Annotated in this window: 20 protein-coding genes; 3 read left to right on the top strand and 17 right to left on the bottom strand. The window is 45.3% G+C overall.

The window, feature by feature from the left end:
• Positions 1-9: 9 nt before the first annotated feature.
• From MKY28_RS00535 to MKY28_RS00490, 10 genes are all read right to left on the bottom strand, one after another.
• Complete coding sequence (locus tag MKY28_RS00535) at positions 10-783, bottom strand: sigma-70 family RNA polymerase sigma factor (RefSeq protein ID WP_036606995.1); 774 nt, start codon at positions 781-783, stop codon at positions 10-12.
• The gene (gene rsbW, locus MKY28_RS00530) at positions 780-1,232 is read right to left on the bottom strand and encodes an anti-sigma B factor RsbW (RefSeq protein ID WP_036606993.1); all 453 of its coding nucleotides are present in this window, start codon (positions 1,230-1,232) and stop codon (positions 780-782) included. Before rsbW ends, MKY28_RS00535 begins: the two co-directional genes overlap by 4 nt.
• An 18-nt stretch (positions 1,233-1,250) precedes the next feature.
• Entirely contained in the window at positions 1,251-1,589 is a 339-nt protein-coding gene (locus MKY28_RS00525; RefSeq protein WP_036606989.1) for an STAS domain-containing protein, read from the bottom strand.
• A gap of 86 nt (positions 1,590-1,675) precedes the next feature.
• Positions 1,676-3,352 (bottom strand): response regulator, encoded by a 1,677-nt coding sequence (locus MKY28_RS00520; protein ID WP_076253595.1) that lies wholly within the window; start codon positions 3,350-3,352, stop codon positions 1,676-1,678.
• Between the two features lie 16 nt (positions 3,353-3,368).
• Positions 3,369-4,241 carry a CheR family methyltransferase gene (locus MKY28_RS00515; protein ID WP_036606984.1) on the bottom strand — a complete coding sequence of 291 codons (873 nt, stop codon included), beginning with the start codon at positions 4,239-4,241 and terminating at the stop codon, positions 3,369-3,371.
• A gap of 86 nt (positions 4,242-4,327) precedes the next feature.
• Positions 4,328-8,053: a response regulator gene (locus MKY28_RS00510; protein ID WP_340934339.1), complete on the bottom strand. Its 3,726-nt coding sequence runs from the start codon at positions 8,051-8,053 to the stop codon at positions 4,328-4,330.
• Positions 8,050-9,219, bottom strand: coding sequence for a PP2C family protein-serine/threonine phosphatase (locus MKY28_RS00505; RefSeq protein WP_047841574.1), 1,170 nt, complete (start codon positions 9,217-9,219; stop codon positions 8,050-8,052). The genes MKY28_RS00510 and MKY28_RS00505 overlap by 4 nt, the downstream gene beginning before the upstream one ends.
• Before the next feature lie 341 nt (positions 9,220-9,560).
• Positions 9,561-9,905 (bottom strand): general stress protein, encoded by a 345-nt coding sequence (locus MKY28_RS00500; RefSeq protein ID WP_017692267.1) that lies wholly within the window; start codon positions 9,903-9,905, stop codon positions 9,561-9,563.
• Between the two features lie 94 nt (positions 9,906-9,999).
• Positions 10,000-10,533 (bottom strand): hypothetical protein, encoded by a 534-nt coding sequence (locus MKY28_RS00495; RefSeq protein ID WP_036606978.1) that lies wholly within the window; start codon positions 10,531-10,533, stop codon positions 10,000-10,002.
• A gap of 68 nt (positions 10,534-10,601) precedes the next feature.
• Positions 10,602-11,111: a DUF948 domain-containing protein gene (locus MKY28_RS00490; RefSeq protein ID WP_036606976.1), complete on the bottom strand. Its 510-nt coding sequence runs from the start codon at positions 11,109-11,111 to the stop codon at positions 10,602-10,604.
• Positions 11,112-11,331: 220 nt separating this feature from the next.
• On the opposite strand from MKY28_RS00490, the gene MKY28_RS00485 reads away from it, so the two are divergent.
• The gene (locus MKY28_RS00485; protein WP_017692264.1) at positions 11,332-11,496 is read left to right on the top strand and encodes a DUF1328 domain-containing protein; all 165 of its coding nucleotides are present in this window, start codon (positions 11,332-11,334) and stop codon (positions 11,494-11,496) included.
• A gap of 373 nt (positions 11,497-11,869) precedes the next feature.
• Positions 11,870-12,337 (top strand): hypothetical protein, encoded by a 468-nt coding sequence (locus MKY28_RS00480; protein WP_340934337.1) that lies wholly within the window; start codon positions 11,870-11,872, stop codon positions 12,335-12,337.
• A gap of 91 nt (positions 12,338-12,428) precedes the next feature.
• Here MKY28_RS00480 and MKY28_RS00475 read toward each other — a convergent pair whose 3' ends face one another.
• A complete protein-coding gene (locus MKY28_RS00475) occupies positions 12,429-13,316 on the bottom strand; it encodes a cation diffusion facilitator family transporter (protein WP_036606974.1) in 888 nt (295 codons plus the stop codon).
• Between the two features lie 290 nt (positions 13,317-13,606).
• Between MKY28_RS00475 and MKY28_RS00470 the strand changes: the two genes are divergently transcribed.
• Positions 13,607-13,795, top strand: a complete 189-nt coding sequence (locus MKY28_RS00470; RefSeq protein ID WP_017692261.1) for a hypothetical protein — start codon at positions 13,607-13,609, stop codon at positions 13,793-13,795.
• A 113-nt stretch (positions 13,796-13,908) separates the two neighbouring features.
• Here the strand turns inward: MKY28_RS00470 and MKY28_RS00465 are convergent, their stop codons facing one another.
• The 6 genes from MKY28_RS00465 to MKY28_RS00440 all read right to left on the bottom strand — a co-directional run bounded on the left by MKY28_RS00465 (position 13,909) and on the right by MKY28_RS00440 (position 22,683).
• Positions 13,909-15,534 carry an ABC-F family ATP-binding cassette domain-containing protein gene (locus MKY28_RS00465; RefSeq protein ID WP_036606972.1) on the bottom strand — a complete coding sequence of 542 codons (1,626 nt, stop codon included), beginning with the start codon at positions 15,532-15,534 and terminating at the stop codon, positions 13,909-13,911.
• Between the two features lie 215 nt (positions 15,535-15,749).
• Complete coding sequence (locus MKY28_RS00460) at positions 15,750-16,796, bottom strand: MBL fold metallo-hydrolase (RefSeq protein ID WP_340934334.1); 1,047 nt, start codon at positions 16,794-16,796, stop codon at positions 15,750-15,752.
• 71 nt (positions 16,797-16,867) lie between these two features.
• The gene (gene cydS, locus MKY28_RS00455; RefSeq protein WP_307416101.1) at positions 16,868-17,065 is read right to left on the bottom strand and encodes a cytochrome bd oxidase small subunit CydS; all 198 of its coding nucleotides are present in this window, start codon (positions 17,063-17,065) and stop codon (positions 16,868-16,870) included.
• 8 nt (positions 17,066-17,073) lie between these two features.
• Complete coding sequence (locus MKY28_RS00450) at positions 17,074-18,108, bottom strand: cytochrome d ubiquinol oxidase subunit II (RefSeq protein ID WP_036606967.1); 1,035 nt, start codon at positions 18,106-18,108, stop codon at positions 17,074-17,076.
• Positions 18,105-19,451: a cytochrome ubiquinol oxidase subunit I gene (locus MKY28_RS00445; protein WP_036606964.1), complete on the bottom strand. Its 1,347-nt coding sequence runs from the start codon at positions 19,449-19,451 to the stop codon at positions 18,105-18,107. Before MKY28_RS00445 ends, MKY28_RS00450 begins: the two co-directional genes overlap by 4 nt.
• A gap of 385 nt (positions 19,452-19,836) precedes the next feature.
• Positions 19,837-22,683 (bottom strand): PAS domain-containing sensor histidine kinase, encoded by a 2,847-nt coding sequence (locus MKY28_RS00440; RefSeq protein ID WP_340934329.1) that lies wholly within the window; start codon positions 22,681-22,683, stop codon positions 19,837-19,839.
• Positions 22,684-22,847: the final 164 nt, after the last annotated feature.

Genomic DNA, 22,847 nt, shown 5'->3' with positions numbered 1-22,847 from the left:
TTCCATTTTTCATAACATTGAAGCATTAGACATGATCTGTTTCAATTTCTCTGTAGCTCGCTTCTGAATCCGAGATACACTCATCTGTGAAACACCAAGCTTCTGGGCAATTGCCCGCTGAGATTGGCCATCCTGGAATGCTAGAATAAGTACCTGCTGTTCTTGTTCCTTCAATTGTCCCAATGCCTGTTGCAAGTCCATCCGTTTTTCGACCGAATCATAGTCATTCACATCTGCACTGATCAGTTCTCCCAATGTTGCTGCACTGTCATCCTGAGATAAAGGAGAATCCAGTGATACATAGTGGTAACATTCCCGACCAGCCAGAACTTCAATTGTCTCTTCTGCAGTCAGATCAAGGTATTCAGCAATTTCGTTCACACCGGGTGAGCGCTCCAGCTTAACGGTTAACTCATCGATGGCATGTTGCACAAGGGCTCCCTTTTCCTTAATTCTCCGGGGCACCTGAATATACCAGGATTTATCACGCAAGTAGTTCTTCATATGACCGATCATGCTCTTCATGGCATAAGGTTCAAACGGAATACCTAGGTTGATATCGTATTGCTTAAGCAAACGAATCAAAGCCATCTGCCCGGTCTGATACAAGTCTTCGTATAGATCGGGGCGATTTCGAGCGATTTTGCCTGCTGCCATCTTGACCATTGGTTCATATTTACGGATGAGAACTGTTGCAATTTCATTATCTAGGGTCTGCTGGTATTCCCAGATCAAACCTATAGCTTCAGACATGGACTCTGGGGGAGTCACTTTTTCATTCATACTTTCTCCTCACTTCTTGCAAGACGTTTTACGAGTACTACTTTCGTACCTTTGCCCGTCTCACTTTCCACACTGACATCATCCATCAAGGCTTGCATCAGGTAGAACCCAAGTCCGCCAATCTGTGCTTCCGTCAGTTCTTTGTCGTGTAGACCGGCACGTGACACAGCAGGGTTCATGTTCTCGAAGCTGGCACCTTCGTCCTTGACAATAATGGACAATGTTTCGCCATCCACTTCGAATACAACTTCAACCATGCCGCCTTCGTGTGAGTAGGCATACAATACAGAGTTGTTACAGGCCTCGGATACAGCAACTTTCATATCCTCAATGTCTTCGTAGGAAAATCCCATTTTGGATGCTACTCCATAGAGATTGAGTCTTACAATATCAACGTAATCAGCTGTCGCAGGTAAATTAAGGGTGACTCTTTGAACTTCTGCATTCATTCCTTTTTCGATCCTTTCCTATTGGGAATTCTTCTGTGTGACAAAGAATTTGGCGATGCCCGTCATGTCAAAAAGTTTCTGAATCTGCGCAGGAACTTCCTGTACTTCAAAGCGAGCTTCCATTCCATGTCTGGCCTTCAGAACAGATAACAGGATACCAATCCCTGTACTATCGATATACTTCAATTCTTTCATGTTAATCACAAGATCCTGTTCCTTGTTATCCACGAGCGGCTCCATCACCAAGCGGAAGTCAGGAGCAACCGACAAATCCAGTTCGCCAGTCAGATACACCGTGCACACGCCGTCCTGAGTTTCAGTTCTTGCATTGAATTTTTCATTTTTATTTGTATTCATTAGACATCTCTCTCCTGATCAATGGTTTCCTTACCTAATAACCCAACTTCAGCACGAGTGAATCAGAAAGAAGTTTGGAAAATGTTTCAATTGGCCTGATTCATGGCTGAAGGGCCTGGGTCTAACATTTGTCGTTGTTTCTGAAACTGGGCTATTTTCTGTTTTACATTGCCCATTTTCACCGGTTTACTAATATAATCATCCATGCCGGCAGCAATACAACGTTGCTGAATACCTTCCATCACGTTAGCAGTCATGGCTATAATGATTGGCTGATTAGACTGGGTCAGACTCTCTCGAATCCGCCGTGTACATTCCAAACCGTCCATCACAGGCATCTGCAGATCCATAAACACATAGTCATAGGGATAACGGCTACTGTTTACCATATCGAGTGCGCTCTGCCCATCTTCAGCAATGTCTGAGAGCAACCCCAGCTTACCGAGCATAATCGCCATCAACTTCTGGTTGATCGGATGATCATCCACAATTAATACCGTAGGATATTTATTCTCATTTTTCACATCCGTTGGTTTCTCTTCCCCGTTCCTCTGGACCAGTTCAGTTTCTACATAACGTTTCGCCTGAATTGTAAATACAAACGTCGCTCCCCGTTGCTCTGTTGTATCCAGATAGATCTGTCCACCCATCATTTCAACCAGAGTCTTGCATATTGCCAGTCCTAAGCCAGTTCCACCGTATTTACGTGTCATGGATGTATCCAACTGGGAAAAAGGCTGGAACAGGCGATCCACTTTGTCTGAAGCGATACCTATCCCGGTGTCTTTAACAGCAAACTCCAATGCCATTTGTCCGTCTTTTTCTTCATTCACTGACACAATCAAATATACGCCACCCTGGTCTGTAAATTTGATTGCATTGGCAATAAGATTCAAGAGAACCTGACGTAGCCTTGCCATATCCCCATAGATTAATTCAGGGACAGAATCTTCCAGGAAATAATCCAGTTCCAGATTCTTTTTGCCTGCTTCTGCAGCAAACAATCCCAGCACTTCCCGAATACAGGAGACAAGTTCAAAAGGATGCTCTTCAAGTTCCATTTTGCCGGATTCCATCTTGGTAAAATCAAGAATGTCGTTGATAACCGTGACGAGTGCATCTGCACTGCGACGAACGATGTCTGCATATTCCTTCTGATCTTCCCTCAGTTCCGTCTCCATCAGCAGATCAACCATACCGATAACTCCGTTCATCGGTGTACGAATCTCATGACTCATCATTGCCAGGAACTCGGTCTTTGCATTCGCTGCAATTTCTGCTTCTTCTTTGGCCTGAATGAGTTGTTGGTTCATTTTCTCCAGTTCCTGTGTCTTCTGGTGAAGAAGCATGGTCTGTGTCTTCAAACGTTTATTGGTGATAAACATCTCCACAAAACCCTCGATTTTGGATTTCAAAATCTGAGGAATAAATGGCTTAACCATGTAATCAATGGCCCCGGCTGAATACCCGGCAAACAAGTGCTCCGCTTCTCTGCTATTGGCAGAGATGAATATAATCGGCACATCCTTGGACTTGTCCCGTGCCTTAATTAACTTTGCTGTCTCAATTCCGTCCATTCCAGGCATCTGCACATCGAGAACGATAACCGCAAATTCGTCTTTTAGCAGACAGCGGAGTGCCTCTTCTCCAGAAGTTGCCTTAACGAGTTTATATTGTTCCGATTCCAGAACTGCTTCAAGAGCAAGCAAGTTCTCAGGGCGGTCATCTACCAATAATATGTGGATTGGTTCATTGAGCCCCATGGCTAACCCTAACCCCCTATTTGATCTTCCGGTATATTTTTTCGGTCCGGTCTAACGGCTCATAGGTATCACTGAACTCTGTAAAATGTATCGATTCTTTCGACCCCAGAACCAGAATACCAAAGTGGCTCAAGCTCTCATGAAACAGCCCATGCACATGGTTCCGCAGTTCATCATTAAAATAAATCATGACATTGCGGCAAAAGATAACATTAAACTCGTTAAATGACCGATCTGTTGCCAGGTTGTGCTCGGCGAAAATGATGTTCTTCCTTAGAAAAGGATGAAATATCACCGAATTGTATTTCGCTGTATAGTACTCGGAGAAGGCTCTGGTACCCCCTGCCTCCAAATAATTTGTAGTAAATAGTTTCATTTTCTCAATACCATATACGCCTTCTTTGGCCTGTTGCAAAGAGCGATCATTCATATCCGTTGCGTAGATTCTTGCCTTGTCATACAGTCCTTCCTCATGCAACATGATGGCCATGGAATAAACTTCCTCTCCCGTAGAACATCCCGCATGCCATATTCGGATATACGGGTAGGTTCTCAGGATCGGAATAATCTGTTCCCGAAACATTCGGAAAAGCGAAGGATCTCGAAACATTTCCGTTACAGGGATGGATAAGTTCTGTACAAAACGTTCAAACGCGGAACGGTCATGAAGAACACGCTCCTGCAAGCCGGAGATGCTTTTAACACCTTCAGCATGTGCATGATGCCAGATTCTTCGTTTCAGGGATGGCAGTGCATAGTTTCTAAAATCATATCCATATAAACGGTGCATGCCTTCCAACAGCAACTCAATCTCGATCAGCTCGCGTTCTTCATCTTGCGGCATACGGACCAAATCTGCCCCCGTCTCGGTAGGTTCCCACGGTGTCATAAGTTCTCTCCACTTCTTCATTTGTTACTTGCGTATTCGTCGTATTGTCTTTCATTACCCAAACAATGAACATCCGAATAATGAACTTACGAATACAGCCATACGCGCATTAAGGATAACAATTGATCTGTCTGGATCGGTTTTTTCACATAATCAGATGCTCCGGCCTCAATACATTTGCCGCGATCCTCTTTCATGGCTTTGGCCGTAAGCGCAATAATCGGCAACTTTTCAAACTGCGGGATCTGTCTGATTCGTGTCATCGCTTCATAACCGTCCATCTCTGGCATCATCATATCCATCAGTACCAGATCAAATTCCGGATTTTTGTCCAAAATCTCCAAAGCCTCTCGGCCGTTCTCAGCAAACGTCACATCCATCCGATAGCCTTCAAGAACACTTGAAAGGGCAAATACGTTACGAATATCGTCATCTACAAGCAATATTTTCTTGCCTTCAAACAACGTTTCTTTGTTGTGTAGTTTCTGTAAGATTCGACGCTTGTCTTCCGGCAAATTGGCTTCTACCCGATGCAGGAACAAAGTGGTCTCATCCAGCAGACGTTCCGGTGACTTCACATCTTTGATAATGATGGATTCCGCATATTTGCGCAGCTTCATTTCTTCCTTGGAATCCAGTTCTTTGCCTGTATAAATTATAATCGGCAGATCGTTCAGATATTCATCATCACGAATCTGGTCGAGCAACTCAAACCCGGTCATATCGGTTAACATCAGATCGAGTACCATGCAGTCATAACGCTGGCTGTGTAATTCATTCAATGCCTCACTACCTGTCGATACAGCGGTGATTGCAACATCATCATGACCAATCAATTCAATAATGGCTTTACGCTGAATTTCGTCATCTTCGACGATCAACAGTCGTTTCAATTGATTCTCAGTATATGATTTGATATGCGAGAATGCTTTATCCAGTGAATCCTTGCTCGAAGGTTTTTTCAGATACGCAATGGCACCCATCATCAGACCTTGCTTCATATCATCAATGACTGAAATCACATGAACCGGAATGTGGCGTGTTGCCGAACTGCTCTTCAGCTCGCCCAGAATGGTCCAACCATCCATCACCGGCAATTGAATATCCAGGATAATGGCATCCGGCAGATATTGACGTGCCATTTCAAGTCCTTTATCACCTTGAAGGGCAACAAGTGCTTTGAATCCTCTTCCTCTCGCCATATCCATCAAAATATGTGCAAAGTTCACGTCATCCTCAATGATGAGGAGGATTTTGTCACCTTCCATCAGATTCTCCCGATCATCTTCGATCTGCGTGACATCTGGAGTATGGGAAGGAGAAAGATCTGTACCCACGCTACGCTCCGGATCAGGAGAGAGAATGGACTGATGACTTGAAAGCATGGTCCGTGCTTCGATGGACTTTTCATAAAGATCCTCTGAGGAAACAGCCGTTTCTCTTGAAGCACCTTCCTCCGCCAAGGCTTCCTCTTCATGATTATCCGGCAGGTATAAGGTAAAGCAGCTACCTTCTCCCTCGGATGATTCCACCTGTATTGCACCACCAAGCAAACGTGCCAGTTCCCTGCTAATGGACAATCCCAGACCAGTTCCACCGTATTTCCGACTTGTGGTCCCGTCTACTTGCTGGAACGCTTCAAAGATCAGATCCGTCTTGTCCGATGGAATACCAATGCCGGTGTCTTTTACACTGAATCCGAGATATTCCTGATTGGTGTTCATATAACCCGGCAGCTCTTCCGGTTTCATCCGTCGCCCAATCAGACTAACCGAACCTCGATTGGTGAACTTAAATGCGTTCGACAACAAATTCCGTAAAATCTGTTTGACGCGATGACTGTCGGTGTATACCCATTCCGGTAGATCGCTGTCAAACTCGATATTCAAGTTCAGTTCCTTTTTATTCGCCATCGGTCCAAAGTTCTGCTGAACAAAGCTGGTCAGCTCTTCCATTCGAACTGTCTCATAATTGATATCCATCTTACCTGCGTCCACCTTGGACAGATCCAGAATCTCATCAATCATCTTCAGCAGATCCGCGCCCGACATGTAGATCGTTTGCGCATATTCCTGCTGTTTGTCAGTCAGATTTCCACCCTTGTTCTCCGACAATAACTGGGACAAAATGAGCAGACTGTTCAATGGTGTACGGAGTTCATGTGACATATTCGCTAAAAATTCGGACTTGTACTTACTTGTCATCGACAGCTGTGTAGCTTGCTGTTCCAACTGTGTCTTCGTTTTCTCAATTTCGTCATTTTTCTCTTCAACTTCACGCACCTGCTCTTCAAGCGCCCGCGTCTTGGCAATGAGTTCCGTATTAAAATGTTCCAGTTCTTCCTGCTGACGCTGCAGCAATTCCTCGGAACGTTTAAGCGCTTCTGTCTGCTCCTCCAGATTCTCATTGGAACGACGAAGTTCTTCTTGCTGTGTCTGCAATTCTTCCGATTGAACCTGCAGTTCCTCAGTCAGTGCCTGGGATTCACGCAGCAGCTCCTCCACACGCAAACGACGTCGAACGTTATTCAAAATTACGCCCAGGTTCATAATCAGTTGTGTGAACAACTGCTTGTGCAGTTCATTGAAACCTTCAAAGGAAGCCACTTCAACTACACCAATCAGTTCATCTTCAAACACGACAGGATAGATCATGATACCCGCAGCACGTGTTGAGCCTGAAGCTGAACCAATATGCACGTAATCATCAGGCGTATTTTCCAGAATAATCGGTGTCATATCCAGCGCGGCTTGACCAATCAGGCCTTCTCCGATGCGATACATTTCCTTACCAACATCTTCGTTCTCTTCAAATGCGTATGCACCGTAACGTCTCAGTTCGTCGGGATGTTTCTCCTCATCGATCAGATAGACGACACCCAACTGAGCGCCAAGCACAGGTGTAAACTCACTGATAAACATCTGTGAAATTTGGCGAATGGATCCAATCCCCCGAAGCAGTTCCGGGACTCTTGCGATGTTCGAACTCATCCAGTTTTGATCCTGCTGAGCCTGCACATAAGCCCTCTCGATCTCCAGTTTTTCTTCCAGATCACTGGATACATCCTTGAACACACTGGCAATCTGACCAATCTCGTCCGTGGACTTGACCTGTATGCGTCTAATTGTGCGGTAACGCCCTTTACCAAAGCTGGTAATCATCATAGATACAGTGTTCAGACCCCGTGTAATACTCGGCAGCACCCACAGAATGACACCCAATGCAAGCAACAACCCCGCAATCATGATACTTATCGTGATCTGTACTGCTCTCGTATACGCTTCGTTAGCGTTCTTGATCTCAGCATCAATCTCTTGGTCCTGATAACGTGAAAGAGCATTCAAACTATCCACAGTTTCTTTTTGCACCGCGAGTCCTGTTGAATTGCGGTAGTTATTCGCATCTTCTACCCGGTTTTGGGACATCAGGTTGATCTGTCTCGTTGCATAAGATGTATAAGCGGTCCACGCCGTATTCACACGATCCACCAGTTGATGTTCAGGTGCACTGTCTGCCCGGTTTCTCACTTCTGCGAGGTAACCATCCCCCCGATCCTTCATCTCCTTCAGGTCACCCTCAGCAGCATTAATCGAATTGTTCGGATTCAATAACAAGTTAGCCAGCACTTTGGCTATATCATTGACCTCTCCACGTGCAGCAGAAGTGAACCTTACTTTGAGATAACGATCCTGATACATCTGATCAATCTGTTTATTACTGCTGTTTAACCGTTCATAACTCACAAACGTGAGCACGATCAAAATAGCCATCAGAGCGGTAAAACCAATCAGCAGTTTATTCCTGATCTTCATTCATCCCCCGCTCCTTTATCCAAAGTAATCCAGACCAGACATTTATCATCATCCCGCTCCTGGGGAATTTCGTCGTCAAAAAACATGGCCTGCATAGCAGCTTCATTCCACTGATGTGAGCCGGTCAGTTTTTCGATCAGGAATTCATGTTGCTCCTCCTGCCCGCCCTGAACAGCTTCCAATAATCCATCCGTATAAAGCGCAATATGCCCGTCACCCTCATAATGGATCGTTTGTGGTTCAATATCCATCTTGTCAAATAAACCAACAGGACAGCAGACGCTGTCAAATGTGGTGACACTGCCGTCGTTTCGGAAAAATAAAGCAGGAGGATGCCCTGCATTAACATAATCAATGCGCTTCATCCGTGTATCAACGACCAGATAAATGGCCGTGAAATAATACTGCACCAATTGTTTCTCCAAATGGAGCTGGTTAAAACGACGGTTCAACTCTTGAATGACCTTCTCTGGATCCACATAAGTGGTAACCGTATCTTTCAACACAGAAGCGATAAACATGGTAAACAGGGATGAAGATATCCCGTGTCCCATCATGTCGAGCAGCAGTACTCCGTAACGGCCTTCCCCAAGGGGGTACCAAGAATACAGATCACCCGCAAGCTCAAAGGATGGTTTATAGATGGCATGCACTTGGAACAACGGGTCCCTAATTGCCGGACTTAATACAGCATTTTGGACCATCGCTGCCAACTTGAGTTCATCCTGAATACGTTGATCACGCTCTTTATGCCAATCCTTCTCCTGTTTCAAACGAAGTGCAAGTCGAATTCTGGCCATCAGTTCGACTTTATTAATCGGCTTGGTCACATAATCAGATGCACCAGCATCCAATGCTTCGGCAAGTTTCTTGGAGTCTCCGATGGCAGTCACCATAATAATCGGTATATCCTTCAGATTCTCAAATTTCTGCACAATACTGCAGGCTTCGATACCGTCCATCTCAGGCATCATCATATCTAGCAAAATCAGGTCAATATCCGACGGTCTTGGACGAAGTTCGTTGCTTTCCTCCCCAATTCCTAACACTTCAAACATTTCCATGGCGGAACTCGCCGTTACAATGTCACGATAGTTTTCTTTTTTCAGAATTTCTCGAATGATAATGACATTCGTCGGATTGTCGTCAACAATAAGTATTCTCATTGATATCTCCTTATCTGTGGCGTCCGGGTTTGTCGATTCTTATTAGGTTAAAACAAACGTTGATTATACAAATTTTGCATACAAAACGGCAGTAGACATAATAATTCCTAGTATAACTATAATCGTAAAAACAAAAAAATTCTATCAGTAAATGGCACCATCGTAGGGGAATATCCCCGCGACTCACCCTGTTTTTGCAGCGTCCTGATCCCGCTTCCAAACTTGCAAAAACATAGATAAGGAATGGGGTTTTCCCCATTCCTTATCTATGTTTTTGATTAAGCATTTTACATAAATGATTCAGAAGCTTGTCCATGTTCAGCAAACTTCAACTTATCGGGTTAATCTTTCTTTTTAGCAATAACGAGTACTTTACCTTTGTCGAGCTCACTCTCGTAGAAGTCCGCTTCGGCTTCGGTAAAGCCCATCGAAACAATTTTGGCCCGGAGTTCATCACCACGTGAGCGGAACAGATTCGCCAAGGAATCAAATACGCCTTCTTCCTTTATACCAATTTCTTTGGCATCTGCTGTATCGGCAATTCGATCTGTACGATCCTTCTCATGGGCGAGAACAAAGATTTGATCAGCAAGGTATCCGGTAATCTGCAATTCTTTCACCGCTTCTACCGCCTGGACTCCGTTTTCTACCACTTTTGCATAAGCTTGCTCATTGGTTGAATTCATCGTTTCCACTCTCCTCTGATTTAATCTTCTGTATCGAGCTACTTAGTATATAACCATACTATATGGGTTTGAAACGATTTGGTAATAACCAATCCTAGGAAACTGTGTCATCAAAAAGATCAATGCCTTCAATCTGATGAGATCCTGACTTCATATATACCTTCAGAGCCTGGTCTCCACGGAGAAACACTTCTCCGTCCTCTGCCACATAATAAGGTTTCCCTAGAGCATGATGGATCGCTTCAATATTCATCTCAATTCTCTTTCCGTTTAACATGATGTGATTCTCAGATGCATCGATATGCACATATTGAATGACATCCGTATCTTCACACAAGCCAACCTTCACATCATGAAAGTGATATTCAGGACATCCCAGATAAGGATCTTCCTGCTTATGCCCCGGCTGGCCCTTATTGGCCAACAAATCATCCATGGTGTCATCCAGAGAAATGCCATTCAGAGTCCGAAAATGCTGGAAAGTCTCGGATCGATCAACAGCCAGAGTTACCTCTGACGCCTTCTCTTCCATTGCCGTCCATTGCATATCGTGAGCAGCGGGTACCGCTGCCGGTTGAACGGAAAAGGGAGAAATTACGCTAAACATCACAAGCAGTAGTTTCATCATGATTCTCACCCTTTCATCAGGTTCATCACCGCTCTGAAGGCTTCTCCATGGGTTACAAAGCGGTCATGTTACTTGCGCATCCGTTGCCATACGTTCGCTGCAACATCAACATACTTCATCCAGTTTTTCCCGCCCTTAGCTTCACCATTATATGTAGCTTCATAGGATTGCAGGGTACGATCCGTTGATGTAGCAGGCGGTGCAGTTACATGAACCGCTTCAGCATGCTTGGTCTGTTCAGCGTTGTTACGTTTGGTCTGAAATTTCGCCATCAGCGTTGTGGAAACTTGTTTGGCTGCTGCCGTCACTTCATTTAACACTTCTCCCAGATTCTCAACAGATTCCATAACAGGATCAATTTTTTTCATTTTGTGTTGTACATCCACCGTAATATCATTGGCATGTCTTACCGTCTGCTTCACTTCATAACTAAGTTCATCAATGGTTTTCTGTACCTCCTGCAATGTCTGTGAGACATTGTCCAAAGAACCCTGAGCGGATTTCAAGGTACGAATTAAAAAGAATACCAGTACTGCAAATGCCACTGCAATCAGGGCCACGCTAATTTGATAGATCATAGAAGAACCTCTCTTTCCATATGTGCATCAGTTTGTTATTGCTATAGTTACCCGGCGATTTCCCGGACGAAACAATATTATATATCCCTTCATATATGCCTTCGCTTGGAAAAAAAACCAATGTTTCAAGCGGTTAGCACTCGGTTAAAGTTAGACTACACAAGGCGGTGAGGTGAACACAACTCACTCCACAATCAATTATACGAAAGGATGAATACTTATGTTGAAATGGTCTGTATTATTTCTAATTATTGCACTGGTAGCAGGTATTTTTGGATTCTTCGGTATTGTTGAAGCAGCTGCTTCAATCGCGAAAGTACTCTTCTTCATCTTTGTTGTACTGTTCGTAATCTCCCTGATTACGGGACGTAGCCGAATGCGATAACCTCAGGCTCTGATATGACTGAGTGTTTACTAAACGATTACATACAAAAGCCGATCGTGCTCCCAAGCCGATTGGCTTTTGTGCGTTCAGGCATAGGTCAACTTTTCTATATTATGTATTGCACTCCCTTCTGCTTTATTCCAATCCGCTCTCGTATGAATCCCAAAAAAAACAGGACCTTTTTGAGATAGCCAACCCGGTTTTATCCCACTGAAGTATGATATTTACAGGCTTGCTATATACCCACATATGAGCCAGTTGACACTGGAGAATGCAAGAAAATATTGTTATAATTTGTGATTCATAAGGGTGCTTGCTTGGTTACTTGTAATCAGGACAACATTTTACATACCTACCGAGGAGGAAAAACAAAATGAAAAAAATCGTAAGTTTTGCCGCTGCTTTAACGTTGATGGGTTCGATGGCTGCCGCTGCGGGTGCGGAGGAAGCGGTTACTGGAACGGTAAATCCGGAAACAGGAACTGAGGCTACAACAACACCAACGACCACAACAACTCCGGCTGTTGAAGTCAACAAACCTGCTGTAGAAACAGTAGAAGGTACTGCTGAGACGGTAACTGGGGCAACCTACGGCACAGATGACAAAATGTTTGAAGAGCCACTCGTAAAACCAGGTGATGAAGTACTGGCACCAACGATGTTGCTGAACCTTCTGGAGCGCACTTGGTTCTATGATGCACCTAACGGTAAACCAATCGGTGCATTAGGCTCCCAAGTCATCGATACAACAGGTGAAGTGGTTGATGGATTCGATGGCGGCGAGTGGGTACAAGTATACACTTGGAAAGGCAAAGCGTGGATCCACGTTGCCATTCAATAACATCGTATAATCGTTCTAACGATAAGTAAAGAGGACAGCACGCACAATCGCGGCTGTCCTCTTTTCATTTTCCAAGATGTTCACTCCCTGTTCAAGGGTTCCTTGTGACTTCTTCCGTCTTTGGTTCCACATGTACATGTACATGCATGATGTTATGCGATCGCTTCAACCGCTCTTCAACACGGTCACAGATCTGATGGCCTTCAATCAAGCTTAGGCCTCCGTCCACTTCAATGACTACATCCACAAGTACATGACTGCCGTGCACACGTGCCTTCACGTCCTTGATCATCTCAACACCGGGAACGCGTGCTACGGAGGATCTGAGATCCGTCAGTTCCTTCTGGTCAAATCCGTCGGTAAGACGATGTGTAGAATCCCGAAAAATCTCCCAAGCCGTTTTGCAGATCAACAGACCTACAGCAATGGCAGCTACTTTATCCAGCCATGGAAGTCCAAACTGCGCACCTATAATTCCAATTGCAGCGCCTATGCTGACCCAGGCATCGGAACGATTATCTTTCGCCGCGGCCATCAGAGCCTGACTATTAATTTGTTTTGCCAGACGGTGATTGTAACGGTACACGCCTAACATCACCACAGCACAGACTACAGCCACCGCTGCCGCCCACAGGTTTGGAGCAACAAAGGCTCCTTCATACCAGGAGCGAACGGCTTCAACCAATACTTGCAGCCCAACCATAGCCATAATAAATGAAGCTACCAAAGCAGCAACCGTCTCCGCTCTAAAATGACCATAGGCATGATCCGAATCAGGTGGTTTCTGGGAGATCCGAAGCCCAATCAGTACAGCAATGGATGCTACAATATCTGTAAGGTTATTAAAACCATCGGCCAGCAAGGCGCTGGAAGCAAATAAATATCCACAGATCAGCTTAAAAGCGGACAAGACGAGATAGGCTACGATACTAACCCAAGCCCCTCGCTCCCCTTTTCGAATTTCTTCATAAGCGTTCAAACCGGGCGACACCCCTTTAACGTTTCGTATTACGGTTTTTCCATGTTACCAAATGCGGAGCGTGTGGGTCTACAGAAACAGTGTTGCCAGGTTGCATTGCTGTAGGCAAGCCGAAACAAAGTTGCCAGACGGCAGGGCTGTAGTTATTGAGAAAAAATGTTGGCCTGGGTAAAACCAAAGGTTTTGAGCATTTTATCAGGTTGCCCTTGTAGGGCTTTTGTAAAACGTATAAAATAGGTACATCCCGTCCAATCTGGACGGCTCACTGTAAGACCGGGAGGGAAATAACGATGAGCGAAAATAACGAACCGAAAAAGGTCAGTTTGCAGGATGCTATACGCCAAAAACTGGCGCAAAAGAAAGAACAAGCAAATTCTGGTAACCAATCCAGCGCCTACTTTGAAGGCGGACCTAAAGCGATGAAGAGTCAAAACAACAAAAAGCCTAACAACCAACGTCGCCGTACTGGTGGATCTTAGGTCTTAAAGCCGCCGAGAAACCATTGAATTACAAAAAGAACCGCAAGCCCTCTTCACAGAGGCTTGCGGTTCTTTGGTGTTCCTATAATCATGTGCCGCAGATGATGCTTAGATTAAGCTTCTACCGGATACATTTTATTGCGCAGTTCTTTGATTTCATCACTTTCCAGATATTCGTCATAGCTCATTTGGCGATCGATGATGCCTGTTGGCGTAATTTCGATAATCCGGTTAGCAATCGTTTGGATGAACTGATGGTCATGGGATGTAAACAGCATTGTGCCGTCAAAGTCAATCATACCGTTATTCAGTGCTGTGATGGATTCAAGATCCAAGTGGTTCGTTGGCTCATCCAGAATCAGTGCGTTTGCACCTGTCTGCATCATTTTCGCCAGCATACAACGAACCTTCTCCCCCCCGGAGAGTACGCTAGCCTTCTTCTGGGACTCCTCACCGGAGAACAGCATACGGCCCAAGAATCCACGCAGATACGTTTCATCCTGATCTTTCGAATACTGACGGAGCCAATCCACGAGAGTCATGTCTACACCGTCAAAATATTGGGAGTTGTCTTTCGGGAAATAAGCCTGAGTCGTCGTTATACCCCAAGTATATTCGCCGCTATCTGCTTCGGTTTCACCCATGAGAATATCAAATAACAGTGATTTGGCATTTCCGTTCGGGCCAACAAATGCAATTTTGTCACCTTTGTTCACCACAAAGCTCACATCATTCAACATTTTCACACCATCGATGGATTTGTCAATACGATCTACCGTCAGCAATTGTTTACCTGCTTCACGTTCAGGCTTGAAGTTGATAAACGGGTATTTACGGTTGGATGGACGAAGGTCATCCAATGTGATTTTGTCGAGTGTTTTCTTCCGGGAAGTCGCCTGTTTGGACTTCGAAGCGTTCGCAGAGAAACGTTGAATAAAGGCTTGTAGCTCTTTAATCTTCTCTTCTTTTTTCTTGTTGGCATCCCGCTGCAGAGCAAGTGCCAATTGGCTGGACTCATACCAGAAGTCATAGTTACCTACGTACATCTGGATTTTACCGAAGTCAATATCTGCGATATGCGTACATACCTTGTTCAGGAAGTGACGGTCATGGGATACCACAATAACGGTACCTTCATAATCCATCAGGAAGTTCTCCAGCCATTGAATGGATTCGAGATCCAAGTGGTTGGTAGGCTCATCGAGCAACAGGTTGTTTGGACGGCCAAACAATGCTTGTGCCAGCAATACACGGACTTTTTCGTTTCCGCTCAGCTCTATCATTTTTTTGTCATGCATGTCACGAACAATGCCAAGACCGATCAGGAGCGCCGCTGCATCTGGTTCAGCATCCCAGCCGTTTTGCTCAGCGAATTCCCCTTCAAGCTCACCTGCACGCAAACCGTCTTCTTCTGTGAAGTCTGCCTTCGCATACAAAGCATCCTTCTCTTTCATGATGGAATACAGACGACTATGACCCATAATTACCGTTTCGAGAACCGGATACTCATCATATTCAAAGTGGTTTTGCTTCAAAACGGCCATACGTTCGCCCGGGGTGATGTGCACCTCTCCCGAGTTGGCTTCAATCTCACCAGACAAAATTTTCAAGAATGTTGATTTGCCGGCTCCGTTGGCGCCGATGAGGCCGTAACAGTTTCCTGGTGTGAATTTGATATTTACATCTTCAAAAAGTGCACGTTTTCCGTAGCGGAGCGTGATGCCGCTTGTACTGATCATTAAGCATACCATCCTTTATTGGTTAATCTGCATACTGCATGAATAGCAAGTTGCGTAAATCATGGATTCAATATCCCGATGCCTATTCTGGCACCATATTATAACACAAAAAAGCGGCAAATTCGAAAATTGGCCGCTTTTTACTTATTAAAGATTTGGTAAATGTACTGTTCATGCAGGCATACCCCTACATTAACATATTTGGCTCGCTTTTGTTAGCCCCGTTTACCTTCCTCGTGGTGAATGCGGAGTGTCTCGCCATGACCAAGCACCCGAATCCGCTCTTTACCAATGCCTAGCCGTTCACGTTCGGCTTCCAGCCGATCCAGTGCTTCCTTGGGCGTATCATCCGCCAGCTTGAATGTGCCGTAATGCATTGGCACCATGAGCTGTGAACCGGATTCAACGAACCCCTGCAGCGCTTCTTCGGGTGTCACATGCTGAGAATTCATGAACCATTCCGGATCGTAGGCACCGATGGGCATCAGGGTAACACCAATGTCAAAGCGTTCTCCAATCGTTTTGAAACCCTGGAAGTAACCTGTATCACCCACAAAATACAACACAGGCGGACCGCCTGATGTTTTGGATGTTTCGTTCTTCCCTGATTCCGTGGATGATTCATCCTGATTGTTCGTTGTTGCAGCGCTTTCCGCTGCTGAAGTCGTTGCTGGTTGATTCGATTCCAATACATAACCGCCCCAATGGGACGTATTGGTGTCAAACAACGTTCGGCGCGTCCAGTGCTGTGCAGGAACAAAAGTTATTTTGACTCCGCCAAGTGTCATATGATCCCACCATTTCATCTCCTGGCATCGATGGAATCCTTTGCGAATCATCTTGCGCTTGAGACCATCGGGTACGATGAGCAACGTCTTGGCTGTAATCAGCTTACGCAAGGAAGCCAGATGCAGATGATCATAGTGGGAATGGGATATCAGAATCACATCCAACGGTGGAATATCCTGAATCGGAATGCCGGGGGCACCGAGCCTTCGTTGAAATCCCATTTTTTCGGCCCACACCGGGTCAGTCACGATGTTTAATCCATAATATTGAATGAAAAACGTGGAGTGTCCAATCCAGGTAATACTTGTGTCATCCCGGTTGGCATGCAGATAATCCAGTTCAGGCGGGTGTTTGGGCACGGTGTAGGAGTAGTCCTTCACTTTGCTCCGCCGTTGCTCCCTCCATTGTTTGAATTCCTTCAGCGTTTTGTCCGTACTTACATTATCGATATTGTTATAACGGATTTTCGGCATGAAAGGGCCCTCCTCCCTTCCTCATTTCTTAACAAGAGATTACCCCAAACGGGAATGGACGTACCAACCAATCAATCCTTTGGGTTCTTATATACGGCCAGATATACAAACAGAAAGACAATAGCAGCCGCAATGATCAGTGGAGGGGCGTACATAATGGTGAATGTCTCAAAAAAGCTTAATCCGGTTATACCGGGTATCCCCGTGACTCCCTCAGTAGATAGTGGATCAAGCAAGGGAGTCATGAGTAAGAACATGTTTGGGTGCATGAACAGACTCATCCTTTCTTTTTACCAGAATTACCGCGCACATAATTGGCATCAAACAGGAACAGCTTCATAATCAGCACAAGCGAAGGAATGAGCACGAGTAAGCCCAGACTAAACGCTGTAATGAGCGCAATCCCCATCGTGCGATTCGTAAAGCCGTCGTAAATATTGATGTAAGGATACAATATGTACGGAAGGTGAGATCGCCCGTAACCATACCAGGCAAAGGCAAACTGAAGCATGACAGCAACAAAACACCAACCCAGATATTTACTTCTCCACACCAGCGACACAGCAATGACAAAACAAATAAACGAAGCGATGAACATCCAGGAAATATTTACCATCTGCTCAAAGTGTTCGGGATTCTGTTTGTTAATCTGCAGAAAAGCAAGAAAGCTTGCAAAAATGGTAGGCAAACTCCAGAGCAGCGCGTACTCTCGAAGCACCTCATATGCCGGCTCATCCCCCGCCCGTTTTGCATAATAGGAAAGAAACATCGCCGAGATGTACAGCACACTAACCAGTGCAAGCAAAACAACCGACCAGGTATAGGGATTCGTCAAAAATTCACGCCAGCGAAAAAACACCTGATCGCCCACCTCTTCAATGATCCCGCCTTCGGATATTGCCAAAATGGTGGAGAACACGGCTGGAATCAGCAATCCCGTCGCCCCGTACAATGCCATATAGATCCGGCTGTTCTGCCCATGATTGCCATAGGTATTGTAGGCGTAATACACGCCCCGGATCGCAAGCAGTACAATGGCCAGGGAACCCGGCACCAGCAAAGCCGTCCCGTAATAAAAGGCGCTGTCCGGATAAAACCCGACCAGTCCGACCACAAAAAAGATCAAAAACACATTCGTCACTTCCCACACGGGAGACAGGTAGCGCTGAATGATGTTATGAATTTTGTTCTCATGCCCGGTCAAAATGCTATAAAAGCTGAAGAACCCGGCGCCAAAATCAATCGACGCAACGATCAAGTAACCGAACAAAAACGTCCACAATATTGCGATGCCTGCAATTTCGAAACTCAATGCACGATCCCTCCTTCAAGCCCCAGAGACTCTAGTTCCTTCTCTGCTTCCTTGTTACGGAACAGCTTGCTGAGTACCCGAATGCACGAGAAACACAGGATCAGATACAGCAATATGAACAACACTAACATCCATCCTACCGAAGTTGACGTCGTGGCCGCTTCCGCCACCTTCATATATCCGCGTAAGATCCAAGGTTGCCTGCCAACTTCAGCGAACATCCACCCCAACTCGATTGCAATCATGGCCAGTGGCCCCAGCAAGACAATGCCAAGCAGCAGCCACTTGGGATAGGGCTTGCGCCCTGGCAACCAGCGCCGCAGTACATATAACACAGGAATCATCAGGATGATTACTCCCGTTGTGACCTTCAGGTCGAACATATAATGAATGGACAGTGGTGGCCTCAGATCCGCCGGAAATTCTTCGAGACCTTTCACTTCCGTATCGGGACGATTCCCCGCCAAAATGCTAAGTGCATAAGGAATCTCAATCGCGTATTTCACTTCATTGTTCTCATCCAAAATCCCCCCATAAACGAGCGGTGCCTCTTTCATCGTCTTGAAATGCCATTCTGCGGCAGCCAACTTCTCCGGCTGATATTTCGCAAGAAATTTACCGGAGGAATCGCCGATCATGACGGTACTGATGGCAAATACGAGCGCAGATACCGTCGTGAGCTTCAGTGCTTTTTTGTAATACACATGATCCCGTCCCCGAAGCAAACTGAAGGCGGCTATCCCCGCCAGGATACCTGCACTCAAGGTGTAGGATGAGGCGAGTACATGGGACACTTTGGTTGGCGTTGCCGGATTCAACATGGCAGCAATCGGATGAATGTCTTTCATGATGCCATTAATCAGGGTAAATCCCTGAGGCTGGTTCATGAAGGAGTTCACCGTTGTAATAAAAATCGCAGATGCAGATGAGCCGAGAGCTACCGGAATCAACAGCAGCATATGCGTATATTTCTTTTTGAAACGATCCCACGTATAGAGGTAAATCCCAAGAAAGATCGCCTCTATAAAAAAGGCAAACGTCTCCATGAACAGCGGCAGGGCGATTGCCTGACCCGCTACCCGCATAAACATCGGCCACAGCAGACTGAGCTGTAATCCGATCGAGGTGCCTGTAACAACGCCCACGGCAACGGTGATGACAAAACCTCGTGCCCACCGGCGTGCCAGCAAGGTGTAATGCATATCATTGGTTCGGAGTCCTCGCCACTCGGCCAAGGCAATCATAAGTGGAACACCTACACCAATAGAGGCAAAAATAATGTGTACAAACAGGGTAAGGCCGGTTAGTATCCGGCTGAGCAAAACAGGATCCAGGGATGACATGGTTACACTCCTCTTTCACATAATCGTTATGTACGACAGCAGTTACTCTGCTTGAACGTGTATCTCAATAACTCATGATTCGGATGATGCTCTTCACAACGGCATACAGCACAACCACAGCTGCAACCAGACAGACGATAATGAGTGTTTTCTCTTGTTTACGGAACATATACCTGCCGTCCTCCTTTTGCATGGGATGCAAATTATGGCTCTATAGACAGTTTGCAAAAGAAGTTGTTTTTTTATCCGGGGAAATTGAAAAACAAAAAAAGCCTTTGCCCTTATCACGCTCACGCGCTGAAGGGCAAAGGCTCTATTCGTAGGTCTCGTACATAAACTTGGTTCATAAAAAAAGTGAAATACATTTCTTCATCCAATCTTAAATTCACACCAATACGTCCTGCTTGGGCAGTCGGACCTTGAACGTACTTCCTTTGTCCGGTGCAGATATAAAAGTCAGCGTACCCTTGTGATCCTCTACAATTTTACGGGAAATGTACAACCCAATTCCTGTTCCACCAATCTGCCGATGATCCGAATTATCGACCCGATAGAATTTATTAAACAGCATGTCCTTCTCTTGCTCCGCAATACCTATTCCGTAATCACGCACATCAAGACATAACCATTCCTCTTCTTCCCATAACGTAATATCAATACGATCGGCTCCCGGAGAATACTTAACTGCATTGCCCACCAGATTATGCAGAACCTGAACCATCCTGTTCTGGTCCGCATAAGCAAAGAAGTCTCCATTAAACGTATGCACGTAGATACGTTGGGCAGACTTCATATTCCACTGTTCGGCAACCCCTTCTACCAACTCCACCAGCGGTACATACGTCATGTGATAAGTCATACCTTCGTTGTCGAGGCGCTGAATATCGAGTACATCATCGAGCAAACTGCTCAGCCGCTTGCCCTCCGAAGAGATGGTCTGCATGAATTCCCGCTGCTGAGTTGCCGGAAGGTCATACATCATCATGAGTTCCACATATCCCATAATGGTGGCTACAGGCGTTCGAAGCTCATGAGATACCACACTGATGAGCTCATTTTTCATCCGATCCAGCCGTTCTTCTCCTGTTCGGTCACGGAACACCAGCAGAAACCCATGGTTTTTTCCCGGTACATCCATCTGCTTCATGTACAAGGAAAATACACTTTTATCCACATTATTGAATATAAATTCGGTCTCGATAAACGCCGTTTCTCCATTCAGGAATGCTCTCGTCTGTTCCATCAGATTGAAGTTGTCCGTTAATACCATCGTATCAATGGCCTGCGCCAAATCTTCAATGGATCTGCCCATAAAATCACCCAAACCAAACATCTCTTCTATCCTTCGGTTGACGATAGTTATGGTCCCTGATCGATCAGACATCACGAGCCCTTCTCGTACAGATTCAATAAATTGCTCACTGATATCTCGCTGTTCCTGAATGGCAATCTTCTCATTGAACAACTCCGAGTTCAGCTTCTCCAGCGCAAGGGCATGACGTACACGATCTTCTTCTGCTCTGGTCCGCTCCGTAATATCCTTAATAAACAGGTTATATAATGTCTCATTTTTGCCCAACTGGATCTCAACAATTTTGTACTCAATCGGAAATACGGAACCATCCCGTCGGATACCTGAAATTTCTTCAACGATGGTGTATCTTTTACCTTCAACATATTCAAATCGCTCCAGCAAATTCTTGATCTCCTTGCAGCTGGCCCCTTGAAAAAGAGATGGCGCTTCCTTGTGCAGGATCACTTCTTCCCGACGCAATCCAAACATTCTTTCAGCCTCCGGATTAAACTCAACGATCAGCCCATTGGAGTCCACAGCGATAATCGCATCAATAGAGGATTCAATAATGGCACGTTTGACCTCTTCACTATTCTTGAGTTCCTTGGTACGCTCAATAACCCTGTCCTCCAGCGTTAACTTGTCGTGACGAATCTGTTCGAATTGTTCCAGCAGCACATCGGCCATTTTGCGCAAATTACCAATCAGGATCTGTACTTCGGTTACATGGCTGGTTGGCCACTCCATCTTCCCATTTCGAAACAGCAGTCTCGGAAGAGAGCCTGTCATTCGGGTCAGTCTTAACAACGGGCTAACAACCTTACTGCTGAGAGGAGCCGCTACGATCATGGAAGCCACGATGATGATGAACAGGGATTGCAGCGTGGTCAGATAAATGGATTCGATTCGGGGGTAATACTCGGACGAGTCAGTCACAATGAATACCCGATAAGGTGTTAACCTTGTCATTTCTGCTTCATAGATAAAAGAGGCTTGTTTCCAATGATTCAATACATCGCTGTAATGGATATTTGCGGAACTTAACAGAATGAGGTTATCCCTCGACTTCAGAAGACGGAATCTGTCCATGTCCAGATACTCGCCCACCTGTAGTGTACTCAAACCAGAAGCAACGACTGTATCATTGCGATTCAGCAGAATCACATTCACACCCAGTAGATGATGATAACGCGCCATATTCTGATCCATATTCTCAGAGGTAACGTACTCTTCATCAAGATCCTGAACAACCGCGGTTGCTGCATATTTCATATCACGTAATATGGCATCATTCATTTGACCCAATTGTCTGCGGCTATCTGCGGATAACAGTACGAGAGAAACAAATACCACAAAGGCGACTACGTATTTAAACGCAATTCTTGTTAGTGGAATGGTTCCCATACGTTTTGACTTGTGTTCACCCGTGGTGATCCAAAAATCAACTACAATTCCCGCAATCAGCGCATTCACCATACCAATCACAGCAATATACATATACTCATACTTCAAATCGTCTATATTTAGACCCAACATAAAATGCCCGCCATAGATAACAGGAAGTAACATCACTACCCAAAAGACAGCATTAGCCTTGATTAAGCTGCCATTCTTCCAGCGGATCTGCCAACCGAGCATCCAAATTAATTCCATGAAGTGGGCAAGCATGACAGTTAAATTGTGCGGCACAATGCCGACAAAGACGGTATTCAGGAGATGGATAACTGTAAGGGTGACAAATCCATAGATGGCTCCATGCAAACGAAGAGCAATGAGTGCTGCCGCGCTACCAATCATAAACTGTACACCATAGAATAAAGTAAACGGAAAAATAGTGCTTAGTGAGCCCAAAATGATCAGAATGCTGGTCCCAATCCAGGGTATTCTCAGCTTCAACACGACCCAATCCAGCATTTGTCTTGCCTTTATACGATCCATAAGCAATTGCCCTCATGGATCATTTTTTCTTCTGTTTTCAACAACAACGTTGGTTCCCCCTATAAACTTAAGCGGATACAATATTACTTTTTTCCCCTTAACTCGTTCTGATCCATTATACTGTAATTAATACTTGGTGTAGCTTTGGGAAATTCTGATTGATC

It is taken from the genome of Paenibacillus sp. FSL R5-0473, assembly GCF_038004565.1.
Classification (GTDB): Bacteria; Bacillota; Bacilli; order Paenibacillales; family Paenibacillaceae; genus Paenibacillus; species Paenibacillus amylolyticus.
This window is presented reverse-complemented; position numbering and strand designations above follow the sequence as displayed.

Coding starts and splice junctions, on each gene's coding strand:
- MKY28_RS00535 (WP_036606995.1), bottom strand. CDS start 783: ATGAATGAAAAAGTGACTCCCCCAGAGTCCATGTCTGAAGCTATAGGT.
- rsbW (WP_036606993.1), bottom strand. CDS start 1,232: ATGAATGCAGAAGTTCAAAGAGTCACCCTTAATTTACCTGCGACAGCT.
- MKY28_RS00525 (WP_036606989.1), bottom strand. CDS start 1,589: ATGAATACAAATAAAAATGAAAAATTCAATGCAAGAACTGAAACTCAG.
- MKY28_RS00520 (WP_076253595.1), bottom strand. CDS start 3,352: ATGGGGCTCAATGAACCAATCCACATATTATTGGTAGATGACCGCCCT.
- MKY28_RS00515 (WP_036606984.1), bottom strand. CDS start 4,241: ATGACACCGTGGGAACCTACCGAGACGGGGGCAGATTTGGTCCGTATG.
- MKY28_RS00510 (WP_340934339.1), bottom strand. CDS start 8,053: ATGAAGATCAGGAATAAACTGCTGATTGGTTTTACCGCTCTGATGGCT.
- MKY28_RS00505 (WP_047841574.1), bottom strand. CDS start 9,219: ATGAGAATACTTATTGTTGACGACAATCCGACGAATGTCATTATCATT.
- MKY28_RS00500 (WP_017692267.1), bottom strand. CDS start 9,905: ATGAATTCAACCAATGAGCAAGCTTATGCAAAAGTGGTAGAAAACGGA.
- MKY28_RS00495 (WP_036606978.1), bottom strand. CDS start 10,533: ATGATGAAACTACTGCTTGTGATGTTTAGCGTAATTTCTCCCTTTTCC.
- MKY28_RS00490 (WP_036606976.1), bottom strand. CDS start 11,111: ATGATCTATCAAATTAGCGTGGCCCTGATTGCAGTGGCATTTGCAGTA.
- MKY28_RS00485 (WP_017692264.1), top strand. CDS start 11,332: ATGTTGAAATGGTCTGTATTATTTCTAATTATTGCACTGGTAGCAGGT.
- MKY28_RS00480 (WP_340934337.1), top strand. CDS start 11,870: ATGAAAAAAATCGTAAGTTTTGCCGCTGCTTTAACGTTGATGGGTTCG.
- MKY28_RS00470 (WP_017692261.1), top strand. CDS start 13,607: ATGAGCGAAAATAACGAACCGAAAAAGGTCAGTTTGCAGGATGCTATA.
- MKY28_RS00465 (WP_036606972.1), bottom strand. CDS start 15,534: ATGATCAGTACAAGCGGCATCACGCTCCGCTACGGAAAACGTGCACTT.
- MKY28_RS00460 (WP_340934334.1), bottom strand. CDS start 16,796: ATGCCGAAAATCCGTTATAACAATATCGATAATGTAAGTACGGACAAA.
- cydS (WP_307416101.1), bottom strand. CDS start 17,065: ATGCACCCAAACATGTTCTTACTCATGACTCCCTTGCTTGATCCACTA.
- MKY28_RS00445 (WP_036606964.1), bottom strand. CDS start 19,451: ATGTCATCCCTGGATCCTGTTTTGCTCAGCCGGATACTAACCGGCCTT.
- MKY28_RS00440 (WP_340934329.1), bottom strand. CDS start 22,683: ATGGATCGTATAAAGGCAAGACAAATGCTGGATTGGGTCGTGTTGAAG.